The sequence below is a fragment of the Actinacidiphila sp. bgisy167 genome, from assembly GCF_965342175.1.
Classification (GTDB): domain Bacteria; phylum Actinomycetota; class Actinomycetes; order Streptomycetales; family Streptomycetaceae; genus Actinacidiphila.
Window position 1 is genome coordinate 66526 of sequence record NZ_CBDRBL010000026.1, and the last position, 14504, is coordinate 81029.

A 14504-nucleotide genomic window follows, 5' to 3' on the forward strand; every position below is an offset into this window, starting at 1 on the left:
CCGTTCGGCGCAAGTACCCCCGCGGTGCTGGGCCGACCGGCGTCCGCGGCGGTGCCCTCGGTTCGGCGGCGGAGGCGGCAGCTTGTACCGTCCCTCCATGGCCGCGACACACCCCACACCGCCGCGACGTGCCGTCCTCGGACTCGGCGTGGCCGCCGCCCTGCTCCCCGCGGGGAAGGCGGCGGCCGGCCGGCCCGTGGTCGGCGGCGAGCGGCTGGGACGGCACGGGGCGCAGGTAGCCGCGGGGGCGCCGAGGCTGCCGAAGACGAACTCTTTGTCGTGGATCGTGGCGGACGCCGACTCCGGCGAGGTGCTGGCGTCGTACAACGCACACCGGCGGCTGCCGCCGGCGAGCACGCTGAAGATGCTGTTCGCCGACACCCTGCTGCCCCGCTTCGACCGGCGCACACAGCACCGGGTGACGCACGCGGACCTGGCGGGCCTAGGGTCCGGGAGCAGTCTGGTCGGCATCGAGGCCGGCATCACCTACTCGGTCGAGCAGTTGTGGCTCGGGGTGTTCCTGCGGTCGGGGAACGACGCGGTGCACGTGCTGTGCTCGATGAACGGCGGCGTGGACAAGACCGTCCGGGACATGCGGGCGCGGGCGCGGGAGCTGCAGGCGAACGACACATACGTGGTGAGCCCGGACGGCTACGACACACCCGGCCAGCTGTCCTCGGCCTACGATCTGACGCTCATCGCGCGGGCGGGGCTGCGGAACCCGGACTTCCGGCACTACTGCCGCACGCGGATCGCGCGCTTCCCCGCGGAGAAGGGCAAGACGTTCGAGATCCAGAACACCAACCGGCTGCTCGGCGACTACGACGGCATGATCGGCGTGAAGAACGGCTACACGACCGACGCCGGCAACACCTTCACCGGCGCGGCGGAGCGCGACGGGCGGACGCTGCTGGTGACCGTGATGCACCCCGAGTCCGGCTACGACGAGGTGTACCGGGAGGCGGCCGACCTGCTGGACTGGGGCTTCGGCGCGGTGGGCCGCGTGGAGCCGGTCGGGGAGCTGGTGCCGACGCTGAGCCAGGTGCGCGCGATGGCCGGCGGGCCTCCTGCCGACGGCCCAGGCCGTGGGCCCGGCCCCGATTCGCGGCCTGTGGCGGCCGAAGGGCCGAAGGGGTCCTCGTGGATCACCCCCGCCGCGGAGACCGTCCTGGTGGCGGCCGTCTCGGCGTTCATCCTGGCGATCAGGCGCCGGCCGCTGCCGCAGCGCGCCGCGCCGACCCGGTCCGAGGCGGGAGCCGGGTCCCGGCGCGGCCGGCCCGCCGAGGCTGCCGGGCGGCGCAGGTCCCGCTGACCGCCGACCCTGGCCTGTCTTCAGTTCCTGGCGATCCAGACCTGGTTCAGCTGCTCCTGGTAGTAGAACGAGGTCAGCCCGAACGCGGGCGCCAGCAGCAGTCCCTTGAGGCCGGAGACCGTGTCGTGCAGACCCGCGCGGCGCTGGGCCCGGGCGATACGGCAACCGGTGTTGTAGAGGGAGACGACGGCGGGCACGAGCAGCGGCGCGCCGAGGCTGACGGCGAGCACCGCGAGGAGCGGGCGGACTTCGATGCCGGGGTCGAACTCCCGCAGTTCCTTGTTGGCCCGGTAGTACCAGACGAGCCAGGACACGCCGAAGGTGAGGGGCCCCAGCAGCCACACGGCCCCGGGGCGGCGCATGTCGCCGGACGGCGTGGCGAGTCCCACGCCCCCGGAGGCGGGGAAGCCCGGGAAGGGCCCCCTCGGACAGGGGAGGGTGCGGTAGTAGCGGTCCTCGTTGAACATGCTGCTCCCAGGTCGATCCCTCGGCAGTGACGGAGCGGTTGCGCGCCGAGGAGAAGGTAAAGCTACTCGGCGGTCAGGCGACCTGTCAGCGGGGAAGACCCACAAATCCCGCACAGGGCGGCGGGATCGTGCCGGGTCCTGCGCTCAGCCGCCCTCGGCCCTCACCATGACGCGTCGCAGCAGGTCGGAGAGGCGCCGGCGTCCGTCGGCGTCGAGGGCGTCGAGGGCGAGGGCGTCGAGGGCGTCGAGGGCGGAGCCACCCGGGCGCGACCACCACCCGGGGCGGGGCGGGCCGGCGGCCCACCGCCCCTGCGGGCCGCGGCACTTCACGCTTGAACATGTTCAAAAACAGGTCTAGAGTCATCGGCGACGGGTTTTGAACACGTTCGAAAAGGGTGGGACCCATGGACCTATCGGTCGTCGCATACGTCGTCTACCTGCTCATCAGCGTCGCGCTGACGGTGTGGGTGGCCCGGACCCTCAGCCGGGCCGGCAAGGTCTTCCTCGAAGACGTACTCCATGGCAACGAGAAACTGGCCGAGGCCGTCAACCACCTCCTGGTGGTGGGCTTCTACCTGGTGAACCTGGGCTTCGTCGCGCTGTACCTGAGGAACGCCGACCCGGTCGGGAACTCCCGCGAACTCTTCGAGGCCCTGTCGGTCAAGCTCGGTGTCGTCCTGCTCGTCCTCGGAGTGCTGCACCTGGGCAACGTCTACGTCCTCAACAAGATCCGCCGCCGGGGCGTCATGGACCGCGAGCAGGTCCCGCCCGTCCGTCCGCAGGGCTGGACCGCCCCCGCGCGGCCCGGGGCGTGACGGCGATGGACCGCACCCCAGCGACCGGGGCCGCTCCGGCGGCCCCGGTGCCGGTCCGCCTGCTGACCGTGCTGTACGACCCCGACTGCTCGCTGTGCACCTTCGTCCGCCGCTGGCTGGAGCGCCAACGGCAGATCGTGCCGCTGGAGCTCGTCGCGGCCGGGTCGGACCAGGCCCGGAGCCGCTTCCCGGAGCTCGACCACACCGCGACCCTGCGCGAGATCACCGTCGTCGGTGACTCGGGGCAGGTCTACCAGGGCGACGCCGCCTGGCTGGTCTGCCTGTGGGCGCTCGCCGAGTACCGCCCGCTGGCGCACCGCCTCAGCACCCGCGCCGGAGCGCCCGTCGCCCGCGCCGCCGTGCTCGCCGCGGCCCGCTACCGCGAGGCGCAGTGGGGCCGCCCGGCCGCCGCCGCGGGCTGGGGAGAACGGCCGCACACCGGTGGCGATGGCGGGTCGCACCGCCCCGAGGGCGGCTGGACGCGCACCGCCCCCGAGGCCGCCGGAGACGGCTGCGCGGACGGGTGCGCGGACGGGTGCGCCCCACCCGGTTAGGCTCACCGACGTGGAAGAAGCACCCCGCCGCACGACCCCCGGCACGTCCCCGGACACGCCCACCGGGACGCCCCGGCCTGCGAAGAGCGAGCAGACGCGCGCCCTGATCCTCGAGACCGCCATGCGGCTGTTCGAGGAACGGGGCTACGACAAGACGACGATGCGCGCCATCGCCAAGGAGGCCGGGGTCTCGGTCGGGAACGCCTACTACTACTTCGACGGCAAGGAACACCTCGTCCAGGGGTTCTACGACCGCCTCGCCGCCGAGCACGCCGCCGCGGTCCAGGACGTCCTGGCCGGCGGCGGCGACCGGGACCTGGCGGCGCGGCTGCTCGCCGTGATGAACGCGTGGGTCGACGTGGCCCGCCCCTACCACCAGTTCGCCGCCCAGTTCTTCAAGAACGCCGCCGACCCGGCGAGCCCGCTCAGCCCCTTCTCCCCCGAGTCGCACCCGGCCCGCGACGCCGCCATCTCCATCCACGAACGGGTGCTGTCCGGCTCCGACATCAAGGTAGACGCCGAACTCGCCGAGGTGCTGCCCGAACTGATGTGGATGTACCAGATGGGCATCGTCGTCTACTGGGTCTTCGACCACTCCCCCGACACCGAGCGCACCCGCCGGCTCGTCGCGCGCACCGCGCCGCTCGGCGCGCGGATCCTCCGGCTCTCCCGGTACCGGCTGTTGCGGCCGATCGTGCGCGAGATCCGCGAACTGCTAACGGAGTTCCTCTTCCGTCGCTGAGCCGGGCCGCCTGCCCGGCCGCGCACGGCACGCGGCGCCGACCCTCGGTGCCGCGCACCCGGTCAGCCCACGGCAGGCTCTGCCAGCACCACCCAGACCGTCTTGCCGTGCCGACCGCGCTCCCGGACGCCCCAGGTGTCCGCGAGCGCCTGCACCAGCCGCAGTCCGCGCCCCGTCTCGTCGCCGTCCCCCGCGTCGCGCGGCACGGGGCGGGACCGCGCCCCGCCGTCGGAGACCTCGACGACGCACGAGCCGTCGGAGTGGACGGTCACCGCCACCTCGAACTCGCGCTCCAGCAGCGGACTGTGCCGTACGGCGTTGGTCGCCAACTCCGACACGACCAGGACCGCGGACTCGACGGTCCCCCCCTCCTGCTCCCATCCCTCGAGGTGGTCGCGTACCCGGTGCCGGGCCAGCCCGACCGACGTCGGGTGCCGGGGCAGCCGGAACGCGCGGCGCCTCACCTGGTCACTCTCCTCATGCGCGAACGCCCCCCTTCGTCGCATCATCCCTTACCGATTTTGGCCTCGAGAATGCGCTCCGTGCCGCATTGTGCGCCTGTGATGAGCGGTTTCCGGCCACCTCAGGCGCGTGGAGAGGCGAGGGTCACGATCGTGATGTCCGAGGGCGCGCCCACCCGGACGGGCGGACCCCAGGCGCCCGCGCCGCGGGTGACGTACAACCGGGTGTCGCCGTACGCCTCCAGACCGGCCACCGTGGGATTGGCCAGTTCCGCGAGGTAGTTGCCGGGCCACAGCTGCCCGCCGTGGGTGTGCCCGGACAACTGCAGGTCGACGTTGTACCGGACGGCCTCGTGGATCATCACCGGCTGGTGGGCGAGGAGCACGACCGCTCGCGAGGGGTCCCGGTCGCCGAGCGCCTTGGCGTGGTCGGGGGCGTGGTCGTGGTCCGCGCCGCTGATGTCGTTGACACCGGCCAGGTCGAAGCCGGCGAGTTCGGTGCGGGCGTTCTCCAGCGGGTGGACACCGAGGTCGCGCACGAAGTCGATCCAGGGCGCGGCCCCGGAGAAGTACTCGTGGTTGCCGGTGACGAAGTAGCTCCCGTCCCGCGCCCGGAGCCGGGCCAGTGGCTCGGCCGCAGGACCCAGGTCCGGCACCGAGCCGTCGACCAGGTCGCCGACGATGGCGACGAGGTCCGGGCGGGCCCCGTTGATCGTCTCCACGATCCGCTGGGTGTGCGCCTTGCCGAGGATCGGGCCGATGTGGATGTCGCTCACCACGGCGATCCGGTAGCCGTCGGCGCTCGCGGGGAGCTTGGCGAGAGGCACGGTGACGTGCTTCAGGCGCGGCCCGCGCAGCACGCCGTACGTGCCCTGGCCGACCGTCACCCCCGCGGCCACGGCCGCGGCCGCACCGACCGTACGGGCGACGAACAGCCGCCTTGTCGGCCCGGCGGAGGCCGGTACCGGCGGCGGCCCCGACGATGCAGCGGGGGCCGCCGTGGTTGCGGTGGCTGCGGTGGTTGCCGCAGTCGCCGCAGTCGCTGCGACCTGCTGGACCGGCCCGGCGGACGCGGCGGGCGGGGCAGGCTCGGCGGCCCGCGCGTCCCGGGACCGCTCCCGGGACGCCAGCGCCCGCCGCAGCAGCGGCCGTACGGCCTCGCCGGCCAGCGTCGCGAGCGTCAGGTAGAGCAGCACCGCCAGCCACAGGAAGCCCGGCCAGGCCAGCCACCGCGCCGCCGACAGCGGCAGCGCCCGCCCGCCGGCCAGCGCGCCCAGGCTCAGCAGCGGCAGGACGACCGCCAGGACCGTCCCCGTCCGCCGCCACCAGCCGCCCGGCACGGACACGTCGCGGACCAGCCGGCGCCACAGGTAGTAGTGCACGGCGGCGAATAAGGCGAGGACGACCGCGACGGCGGCGAACGCGACTATCACCGGGCCGCCCTCAGGGCCCTCAGACCGCGGACGCCGATGACGCCGACCGCGGTGCCGAGCACCAGCGAGGTGACGGCCAGCGCCAGGTGCACCCAGAAGTACCCGGTGGGCGAGCCGTGGTCACCGCCCTCGAAGGCGAGCCCGCTGGCGTCCTTCCACAGGTTCTTGACGAACGTCGTCCACACGATCCAGCTCCACACCCCGAAGGCGGTCAGGAACCAGGACACAGGGCGGCTGAGCTTCATGCGTCCAGTATGCGGGCCGCCGCGCGGTCTCCTCGGGCAGGGTCGCCCCGCGCGACGTCCGTCGCGGGCAACGGCTCAGGACGCCCGTGGGCAGCGCCCGGTTGCACGGCGCGGACGTGGGATCGGTCACGGCCCCGATCGGCCCTCCACGCCTGCCGCGGCACCGGAACGGCCTGTAACTTCTCATCGTGCCGAACTCCTCCCACCACACCATGCGCCGTTCCGCCCTGGTTCTGTCCGCTCTCGCACTCGTCGGCGGTGCGGCCCTGACCACCGCTCCGGTCGCGCACGCGAAGCCCTCCTCCCCGTCCGCCACACCGACGCCGCCCGCGCGGATGTCGAGGATCGGCGGGGACCGGCTGGGACAGCCCGGCACCCAGGTCAGTCTGCTGCCCGGGGCTCCCGCCCTGCCCGGGAACATCACCTCGCGCTCGTGGATCGTCTCCGACGCCGAGACCGGGCAGGTGCTCGCCGCCCACAACGCCCACTGGAAGCTGGCCCCCGCCAGCACGCTCAAGATGCTGTTCGCGGACACCCTTCTGCCGAAGCTGGACCCGTCGCGGACGTACAAGGTGCGGCCGTCCGACCTGGACGGCGTCGGCGCGGGCAGCAGCGTCGTCGGCGTCAAGGAGAACCTCACCTACACCGTCCGCGACCTGTGGCTCGGGGTCTTCCTCCAGTCCGGGAACGACGCCGTCCACGTCCTGTCCGCCATGAACGGCGGCGTGGACGCGACCGTCCTGGAGATGCAGCGCAAGGCGGCCGAACTGCAGGCGGAGGACACCACCGTGATCTCCCCCGACGGCTACGACATGCCCGGCCAGGTCTCCTCGGCGTACGACCTGACGCTCTTCGCGCGCTCCGGACTGCAGAACGCGGACTTCCGCGAGTACTGCTCCACCGTGCGGGCGAAGTTCCCCGGCAAGTGGAAGACGGTCAAGGGGAAGAAGGGCGAGAAGGCCGCCAAGAAGCGCGAGACCTTCGAGATACAGAACACCAACCGGCTGCTCACCGGCGACTACGACATCCCGACCTACAACGGCATCGCGGGTGTGAAGAACGGCTACACCTCCAAGGCCGGCAACACCTTCACCGGAGTCGCGCAGCGCGGCGACCGCACGCTGCTGGTGACCGTCATGCACCCCGGCGCGGGGCACAACATGGCCTACAAGGAGGCGGCGAAGCTGTTCGACTGGGGCTTCGAGGCGGAGGGCGTGGTCACTCCCGTCGGCACCCTGGTGCCGCCGAAGTCCGCCGTCGTCTCCTCCCCCGCACCCTCCGCCTCGCCCTCCGCCTCCTCCGGCAAGACAGCCCGCCGGCACGTGGCCGCGCCCGCCTCCTCAGGAGGCGGCGGCGGTGCGTGGACGGCCGCCGCGCTCGCCGGTGGCTCGGTGCTGGCCGTCGCCGCCCTGGCCTACCTCGTACGGCGCCGCTGGCCGCTGCCGCAGCAGCCGGCGACGGCCGTCATCCCCGCCCCGGCCAAGCCCGGCGACGACACGTCCGCGAAGCCCAAGGGCGCGGTGAAACCCGGCGGTAAGAAGACGGAAGCCGAAGCGCAGGCGCGGACGGAAGATGCGGCCGCGTCGAAGGTGACGGCGGCCGGGAAGGCCGCGGAGCAGAAGAGCGCCGGGGGGAAGGCCGCGGAGAAGGAGAACACCGCCGAGGAAGGCGCCGGGCGAGAGGACCGGGCCACGGCGGACCGCACGGCCTGAACGCCGGGCCGCACGGCCTGAGCTGTGCGGGCCGCCCGGTCCACACGCCGCGGGCCGCCCGGTCCGACCGCCGGGCCGCACAGCTGACCGCCGGGCCGCGCGGCCTGATCCGCACCGTCCCACTCCACCGTCCGGCGCCAACCCCGCGACGCGACGGGGCCGGTGGCTCCCCGCCGCCGACCCCGTCGCGTCTTGCCATGCGCACATGCCCCCGGCGGGGGCGCTTGACGGCGCGCGTGCGGCTCGTGCGCCCACCCCGCTGCGACCGCCCCCTGCCGCACGGGCGGCCCGGCCGGTACCCAGGTACCAGGGAACCGCTAGGGGAAGGGAGCGTGCCATGGGCACGTTGTCGGTCATCGGGCTCGTCCTGGGCCTCGTCGCGGTCGCCTACTGCGTGCGCTCGGCCTTCCTGGCCAAGACCCCGGCCGGTCGCGTCGGCTGGATCATCGCCGCCCCGGCGGCCGTGCTCGCCGGGGTCTACCTGGTGGGGTACATCCTGGTCACCGCCCTGGTGCTGGCCGCCGTGTGGTTCACCGCGGCGCACTTCCTTCGCTGAGGCACACGGAACGGCGCGCGGTCGGCCCTCGGCCGTCGGGGCGCACCGCGCCTCGTCCCGAGCAGCGCGGCAGGGCAGGGCGGTTCGGGAAGGCGGCGGAGACCGCAATGCCGCGGAGGCTGGAGGACGGACTGCAACGTGACGGGGGTGCCGATGCGCGCGGCGGCCGCGGCAGGTGAATGCTGAGGTTCTGGAGCCGGTTGGAGTCGGGGATGTAGGGGATGCCCTTGGCGGCTATGACCGGGATGCGACGACCGAGATGCGGGCTCGCCACCTCGGCGGGCTGCCAGCGGGCCTGCCTGGCGTCCTGGGCCCGGTGAAGTCTGCGCGGATCGACAGCGTGCGCCTACCCCCGGCCAGAGATCCGTGTGCCGGGGTCGCTGAGCTCGATGATGGTGCCGACGTTGTCGGTGACGAAGGCGATGCGCTGGCCGGTTGCCGGTATCTCCATGGGGCCGCCGATCAGCGGCACATCGAGTTCGAGCAGCCGGGACAGCGCCCCGTCGAGATCTGCTACGGCCAGGCAGAAGTGGTGTAGGCGCGACGTGCGCATGCTCGTGAGGATGTTGTCGGTCGGCGCCGCGCCCCGGTTCGACGCGCCAGCGAGGAGCTCGATCTTGACGTCGCCTGCGGTGAGGAAGACGAACGTCGTGCCATGAGACTCAAACTTTCGTTCTACAGCGAAGCCGAGGTTGCGCGCATACCACGCGATGGTGGCGTCGAGGTCCTCTGGCGTAACGGTGATGCCCACGTGGTCGTGGGAGAACGTCAAGGTCATGTCGACAAGAATCATCGGTCGCCGGGCCGGCAACCAGAGAGAGGAATTCGGTGGGAAAACCATTACCACCTTCGGGGTGGCGCCCGGTGCGACAATCCGTCTCATGACCGCTGACGTCGCGAAACTCGGACCGATGCTGCGCACCTGGCGCAGCCGTGTCGCGCCGGACACGGCGGGACTGCCCAGCCGCCATAGGCGCCGGGTCACGGGACTGCGCCGGGAGGACCTTGCCGAGCTCGCGGGGATCTCGGTCGATTATGTGGTCCGCCTGGAGCAGGGACGCCATGTGACCCCGTCGGCGCAGGTGACCGCGGCGCTGGCACGCGCCCTGCAGCTCACCGACGCCGAGCGGGACCATCTCTACCGGCTGGCCGGGCTTGCCCCTCCGGCCGGCGGGGAGATCTCTGACCACATCCCGCCCCGCCTGCACCGCATGCTGAACCGGCTCGGCGACTCCGCAGCCGCCGTGTTCGCCGCGGACTGGCAGCTCATCTGGTGGAACCGTTGCTGGGCGGCGCTGCTGGGTGACCCGTCCTCAACGCCGTCGCCACTGCGCAACTTCGCTCGCGACACCTTCCCGGCCGACGGGGCCGCCCCCTGCCTGTCGCACTGGCCGGTGACCTCGCTCAGCCAGCCGGAGGTCGAGGCTTCCGTCGTGTCCGACCTGCGCCGCGCCACGGGACGGTTCCCGGACAGCGAGCGCCTGGCCGGCCTGATCCGGGACCTCACGACGGTCAGCCCACGCTTCGCCGAACTGTGGGCCTCCGGCGTGGTCGGCGCACACCGGGAAGACCACAAGATCGTCCAGCACCCGGCGACCGGGCCAATCTCAGTGGACTGCGACGTCCTGACCGACGGCGACGCGGAACGCAAGATCGTCGTTCTCACCGCAGCCCCCGACACCAAGGACGAAACCAAGCTCCGCCTGGCGGTGGTATCGGGCATTTCCAGCTCCGCTCACGCCTGAGCGGAACAACCCGGTGATCAGGTTGCATGCGCGCGCTGTGATCGTTGATCAGGACGGTTGCAAGGGCCGACGCCCTCGAAGCCTCCGGCTCGACCTGGCCAGGCAGGGTACCTGGCCGACCGCGCGGGCCTTCTGACGCCCGAAGTCAAGCGCTCTCGGGCCGTGTGTGCCCCGCCTCGCCCGGCCGGCCCTCACGGGCGCCGGCGTGCTCCGCACGGTGCGGGGTGGCCGTCCAGGCCGCGCAGAACAGCAGGAGCTTCGCCGTGAAGTTGATCCACAGCAGCAGCGCGATGGGCACGCCGAAGGCGCCGTACACGTTCTTGGTGGCCACGCTCTGCAGATAACCGCTGATGAGCAGCTTCAGCACCTCGAAGCCGATCGCGCCGATGAGGCTCGCCACGACGACGTCGCGTCGGCGCGGGGTGACCTGCGGCAGCGCGGTGAGCAGGTAGGCGAGGACAAGCAGATCCACGGCGACGGCGACGCAGAAGCCCGCCACCGACAGCAGGGCCCGCCCGGGACCGTGTTCGTCGAGACCGATGGCGTCGCCGACGCGGCCGACCGCCGTCGCGGCGAGGGTCGAGCACCCGGCGGAGAGCAGCGCCACGACGCCCAGGCCGACCAGGACTCCGAAGTCCTTGAGCTTCTGCAGGAGGAGGTTCTCGGTCTCGTCGTCCCTGTGCCAGACCGCCCTGAGGCAGTCGCGCAGGGAGCCGACCCAGCTGACGCCGGTGAAGACCAGCAGGACGGCCGCGATGGTCCCGACAGTGCCGGCGTTGTCGACGAGTCCGCCGATGTCGAGCCGGTCCGCGATGCCGGGCACCTGCTCGGCCACCTTGTCCTGCAGCTGCCTGAGCTGACGGGGTGACAGCAGGGCCGCGCCGACGGCGGCGGCCACGGTCAGCAGCGGGAAGAGCGCCACGAAGCTGACGAAGGTGATGGCGGCGGCGAGCCGCGCCCAGTGCACGCTCTCCAGGTGTTCGTAGGTGCGCCAGGCGTGGGTGCGCATGAGCCGCGCCATCCACGGTCCGATCACCGGGAGCCGAGTCAGCCAGTCCATACCGCGCGCCTACCCTCCGTCACGACCTGCAGTCTGGTCAGGGAAGCAGGCCGAGGGACATCGCCGTGGTCACCGCCGCCGTGCGGTCGCCCACGTCCAGTTTCACGAACGCGCGCAGCAAGTGGGTCTTCACGGTCGCCTCCGTGATGTGCAGCAGCCGACCGATGTCCGCGTTCGTGTGCCCTCGCGCCACCAGTGACAGTACCTCCACCTCACGGGCCGAGAGCAGCGAAGGCGCGGTACGCCGCCGGGTCTCGCGGGCCGGCCGCGACGCCACCGTCGGGGCCAGCACCGTCTCCCCCCGGGCCGCGTCCCGCACCGCCGAGGCGAGGGCCGAACGGGTGGCGTCCTTCAGCAGGTACCCGGACGCCCCCGCCTCCACGGCACGCAGGATGTCCTCGTCCGTCTCGTACGTCGTCAGCACCACCACGCGCGCCGACGGCAGCCGGGACCGGATCGACGACGTGGCGCCGACCCCGTCGAGGCCCGGCATCCTCAGGTCCATGAGGATGCCGTCCGGCCGCAGCGCCAAGGCGACCGCGACCGCCTCCTCCCCGGAACCCGCCTCGCCGACGACCAGGAGCCCCGACTCGGCCTGGAGCATTCCCCGCAGCCCGTCGCGCACGACGGGGTGGTCGTCGACCAGCAGGACCCTGATCACGAGGACTCCCCGAGCGGCAGCGTGACGGCGACGTCGGTGCCCGCTCCGGGTGCGCCGGACACCGTGCACGAACCGCCCGCGCACTTCGATGGGTGACATACGTCGATGGTCTCGGCCGGACGGACGGCGCGGGTCAGCCGGTCGACGGACATCCGGGCGCCGGGCCGTACATGACGATGCGTCGACCGAGCAGCCGGCCACGTGCGATTCGCCGACTCGCCGACTCGCCGTCTCCCGCCTCGATGTCGCGCAGCGCCGTCGCGCTACTGGGCGGCGGTCGCCGTGAGCGGCGGCGACGGCCCCGGGACGCGGTCCGTGTCGTCCGCGGAAGTGCGCCGGCGGGACACCGTCGGGGCTGCGGCTCGGCCCGGGGGCACCGCCGTGCGGCGCTCATCGGCTGCCGGCTCGCCGAAGGCCACCGCCTCGCCGCTCGAGGGGCTTCGGGCAGGTGCGCTCGGTCCGCGGCGGCCGCGCCGGCGGGCGATCACGTGTGCCCGCCCCGGTCACCCCTGCGGGCCTCCCGCCGGAGCCGTGCTGAGCGGCTCGCACGCACCGGGCTGGTGCGGCACGAGGGGATGCCCGGCGCCGCCGAAGGGGTAGTCGCGCAGACTGCGCCAGACCCCCGCCTCGTCCTGCTCGTACAACGAGAAGCAGCTGACGGTCCAGGTCGCGACGAAGTCCGCGAGTTCCGCCTCTGCGCGGTCCAGCGCCTCGTCGGGGATGCCGTGGCCGATGGTGACGTGCGGGTGGTACGGGAACTGGAGCTCGCGGCGGACCGGGCCGGAGCGGACCCGCTTCTGCAGCTCGTCGCAGTCGGGGCCGCCCTGGACGAGATCGACATAGACGACCGGGGTGACCGGCCGGAAGCTCGCCGTGCCCTCCAGCCGCATGGGGAAGGCGCGGCCGGCGGCGGCGACCTCGGCGAGATGCTCGCGGAAGGCCGGAAGCAGCGCCGGGTCCACCTCGGTCGGCGGCAGCAGCGTGACGTGGGTGGGGATGCAGTACGCCAGCGGGTCTCCGTAGCCGGCACGGCGCTGTTGCAACAGGCTGCCGTAAGGCTCGGGGACCGCGATCGACACGCCGATCATGCGGTTTCCCACGCGTTCACCCCTTCCCCGGGTCGGTGCGCGGCGTCGCACGCACGCATACGACACAACTCCGTCAGTGCCAGTGTGACGCTCGCGCGCCCTGACGCGCGAGCGTCGTCCGTCACACCCCGCACGGGACCTAAGCCCTCCGCAGCCGTGCGCGCCCGGGCGTCCCGAAGCCGGAACGGGCCGTCAGTGCTTGGCCGGCAGGAAGCCGATCCTCTCGTACGCCGTCGCCAGGGTCTCCCCGGCGACGGACCGGGCCTTCTCGGCGCCCTTGGCCAGGACCGAGTCCAGCGTCTCCGGGTCGCCCAGGTACTCCTGGGTGCGCTCGCGGAACGGCGTGACCCACTCGACGAAGACCTCCGCGAGGTCGGTCTTCAGCGCGCCGTAGCCCTTGCCCTCGTACTGCTGCTCGAGTTCCGGGATCGCGGTGCCGGTGAGGGTGGAGTAGATGGTCAGCAGATTGCTGATGCCCGGCTTCTCCTGCTCGTCGTAGCGGATCACGGTGTCGGTGTCGGTGACCGCGCTCTTGATCTTCTTCGCGGAGGCCTTGGGCTCGTCCAAGAGGTTGATCAGGCCCTTGGGGGACGCCGCCGACTTGCTCATCTTCGACAGCGGTTCCTGCAGGTCGTAGATCTTCGCCGTCTCCTTGACGATGTAGGCGTCGGGGACGGTGAAGGTGTCGCCGAAGCGGCCGTTGAAGCGCTCCGCGAGGTCGCGGGTGAGCTCGATGTGCTGGCGCTGGTCCTCGCCGACGGGGACGGCGTTCGCCTGGTACAGCAGGATGTCCGCGACCTGCAGGATCGGGTACGTGAACAGGCCGACGGTGGCCCGATCGGCGCCCTGCTTGGCGGACTTGTCCTTGAACTGCGTCATGCGGGACGCCTCGCCGAAGCCGGTGAGGCAGTTGAACACCCAGCCGAGCTGAGCGTGTTCGGGGACGTGGCTCTGGACGAACAGGGTGCAGCGCTCCGGGTCGAGCCCGGCGGCAAGGAGCTGGGCGGCGGCGAGCCGGGTGTTGGCGCGCAGCTCGGCCGGGTCCTGCGGAACGGTGATCGCGTGGAGGTCGACGACCATGTAGAAGGCGTCGTGGGTCTCCTGCAGGGCCACCCACTGACGGACCGCGCCCAGGTAGTTGCCCAGGTGGAACGAACCTGCGGTGGGCTGGATGCCGGAGAGCACACGGGGACGATCGAGAGCCATGGCACTCATTCTCTCAGGTCCGCGCCGGATCTTGGCCCGGGATGGGAACCCGGGGCGGGGCAGCGGTGTAGAAGGGGTGACGGGGCCGCACGGGGACGGCGCCGGGTGACGGGAGGGGGTCCGCCACGGACGGGGAGGCGGCGTTGATCGCGCGCGTACGCGCCGGTGAGCGGGAGGCGTACGCGGAGCTGGTGCGCCTGCACGCGGACGTATGCCGCCGACGACTACGTGCTGTGGCGTCGCGCGTCCGCGTCCCTCGGCCCGCTGCTCGAAAGGCTCGGCCTGTTCGAGCCGGGCGGGCCGAAGGGGACGGCGGAGCAGCGTGAGAGCCTGGCCGGCGGCGACGGTCCGGCGGAGGGCTGGTGGGCCCTGGCCGGTCTCGCCGCCGGGTCGGGAGCGACGGCGCTCGTATGGCGGTGGCGCCGTGGCACCACCGCCGGCTGATGC

Annotated in this window: 18 protein-coding genes; 8 read left to right on the forward strand and 10 right to left on the reverse strand. The window is 72.5% G+C overall.

The window, feature by feature from the left end; translation table 11 throughout:
• The first annotated feature begins 97 nt into the window (after positions 1–97).
• Positions 98–1312, forward strand: a complete 1215-nt coding sequence (locus ACRWND_RS13250) for a D-alanyl-D-alanine carboxypeptidase family protein (RefSeq protein WP_431948922.1) — start codon at positions 98–100, stop codon at positions 1310–1312.
• Between the two features lie 20 nt (positions 1313–1332).
• Here the strand turns inward: ACRWND_RS13250 and ACRWND_RS13255 are convergent, their stop codons facing one another.
• Both ACRWND_RS13255 and ACRWND_RS13260 read right to left on the reverse strand, forming a co-directional pair.
• Complete coding sequence (locus ACRWND_RS13255) at positions 1333–1779, reverse strand: DUF4234 domain-containing protein (RefSeq protein ID WP_431948923.1); 447 nt, start codon at positions 1777–1779, stop codon at positions 1333–1335.
• Between the two features lie 144 nt (positions 1780–1923).
• Positions 1924–2109 (reverse strand): hypothetical protein, encoded by a 186-nt coding sequence (locus ACRWND_RS13260; RefSeq protein WP_431948924.1) that lies wholly within the window; start codon positions 2107–2109, stop codon positions 1924–1926.
• A gap of 74 nt (positions 2110–2183) precedes the next feature.
• On the opposite strand from ACRWND_RS13260, the gene ACRWND_RS13265 reads away from it, so the two are divergent.
• The 3 genes from ACRWND_RS13265 (at position 2184) to ACRWND_RS13275 (ending at position 3890) form a co-directional block, all read left to right on the forward strand.
• The gene (locus tag ACRWND_RS13265; RefSeq protein WP_431948925.1) at positions 2184–2594 is read left to right on the forward strand and encodes a hypothetical protein; all 411 of its coding nucleotides are present in this window, start codon (positions 2184–2186) and stop codon (positions 2592–2594) included.
• 5 nt (positions 2595–2599) lie between these two features.
• Entirely contained in the window at positions 2600–3148 is a 549-nt protein-coding gene (locus tag ACRWND_RS13270; RefSeq protein WP_431948926.1) for a thiol-disulfide oxidoreductase DCC family protein, read from the forward strand.
• A gap of 103 nt (positions 3149–3251) precedes the next feature.
• Entirely contained in the window at positions 3252–3890 is a 639-nt protein-coding gene (locus ACRWND_RS13275) for a TetR/AcrR family transcriptional regulator (protein WP_431948942.1), read from the forward strand.
• Between the two features lie 62 nt (positions 3891–3952).
• On the opposite strand, the gene ACRWND_RS13280 is transcribed toward ACRWND_RS13275, so the two are convergent.
• From ACRWND_RS13280 to ACRWND_RS13290, 3 genes are all read right to left on the reverse strand, one after another.
• On the reverse strand, positions 3953–4354 hold the full coding sequence (locus ACRWND_RS13280) for an ATP-binding protein (RefSeq protein ID WP_431948927.1): 402 nt from the start codon (positions 4352–4354) through the stop codon (positions 3953–3955).
• A 119-nt stretch (positions 4355–4473) separates the two neighbouring features.
• Positions 4474–5784: a metallophosphoesterase gene (locus tag ACRWND_RS13285; RefSeq protein WP_431948928.1), complete on the reverse strand. Its 1311-nt coding sequence runs from the start codon at positions 5782–5784 to the stop codon at positions 4474–4476.
• On the reverse strand, positions 5781–6029 hold the full coding sequence (locus tag ACRWND_RS13290) for an SCO4848 family membrane protein (RefSeq protein WP_431948929.1): 249 nt from the start codon (positions 6027–6029) through the stop codon (positions 5781–5783). Before ACRWND_RS13290 ends, ACRWND_RS13285 begins: the two co-directional genes overlap by 4 nt.
• A gap of 188 nt (positions 6030–6217) precedes the next feature.
• Between ACRWND_RS13290 and ACRWND_RS13295 the strand changes: the two genes are divergently transcribed.
• Positions 6218–7741 (forward strand): D-alanyl-D-alanine carboxypeptidase, encoded by a 1524-nt coding sequence (locus ACRWND_RS13295; RefSeq protein ID WP_431948930.1) that lies wholly within the window; start codon positions 6218–6220, stop codon positions 7739–7741.
• Positions 7742–8078: 337 nt separating this feature from the next.
• A complete protein-coding gene (locus tag ACRWND_RS13300) occupies positions 8079–8297 on the forward strand; it encodes a hypothetical protein (RefSeq protein WP_431948931.1) in 219 nt (72 codons plus the stop codon).
• Between the two features lie 346 nt (positions 8298–8643).
• Here ACRWND_RS13300 and ACRWND_RS13305 read toward each other — a convergent pair whose 3' ends face one another.
• Entirely contained in the window at positions 8644–9075 is a 432-nt protein-coding gene (locus ACRWND_RS13305) for a VOC family protein (protein WP_431948932.1), read from the reverse strand.
• 103 nt (positions 9076–9178) lie between these two features.
• On the opposite strand from ACRWND_RS13305, the gene ACRWND_RS13310 reads away from it, so the two are divergent.
• Complete coding sequence (locus tag ACRWND_RS13310; protein ID WP_431948943.1) at positions 9179–10042, forward strand: helix-turn-helix transcriptional regulator; 864 nt, start codon at positions 9179–9181, stop codon at positions 10040–10042.
• Positions 10043–10187: 145 nt separating this feature from the next.
• Here the strand turns inward: ACRWND_RS13310 and ACRWND_RS13315 are convergent, their stop codons facing one another.
• From ACRWND_RS13315 to trpS, 4 genes are all read right to left on the reverse strand, one after another.
• Positions 10188–11102: a YihY/virulence factor BrkB family protein gene (locus tag ACRWND_RS13315; protein ID WP_431948933.1), complete on the reverse strand. Its 915-nt coding sequence runs from the start codon at positions 11100–11102 to the stop codon at positions 10188–10190.
• Between the two features lie 37 nt (positions 11103–11139).
• Positions 11140–11763, reverse strand: coding sequence for a response regulator (locus ACRWND_RS13320; protein ID WP_431948934.1), 624 nt, complete (start codon positions 11761–11763; stop codon positions 11140–11142).
• Between the two features lie 503 nt (positions 11764–12266).
• Complete coding sequence (locus ACRWND_RS13325; RefSeq protein WP_431948935.1) at positions 12267–12863, reverse strand: 2'-5' RNA ligase family protein; 597 nt, start codon at positions 12861–12863, stop codon at positions 12267–12269.
• A 180-nt stretch (positions 12864–13043) separates the two neighbouring features.
• Positions 13044–14057: a tryptophan--tRNA ligase gene (gene trpS, locus ACRWND_RS13330; RefSeq protein ID WP_431948936.1), complete on the reverse strand. Its 1014-nt coding sequence runs from the start codon at positions 14055–14057 to the stop codon at positions 13044–13046.
• Between the two features lie 165 nt (positions 14058–14222).
• On the opposite strand from trpS, the gene ACRWND_RS13335 reads away from it, so the two are divergent.
• Entirely contained in the window at positions 14223–14501 is a 279-nt protein-coding gene (locus tag ACRWND_RS13335) for a hypothetical protein (protein WP_431948937.1), read from the forward strand.
• The last annotated feature ends 3 nt before the right edge of the window (positions 14502–14504 follow it).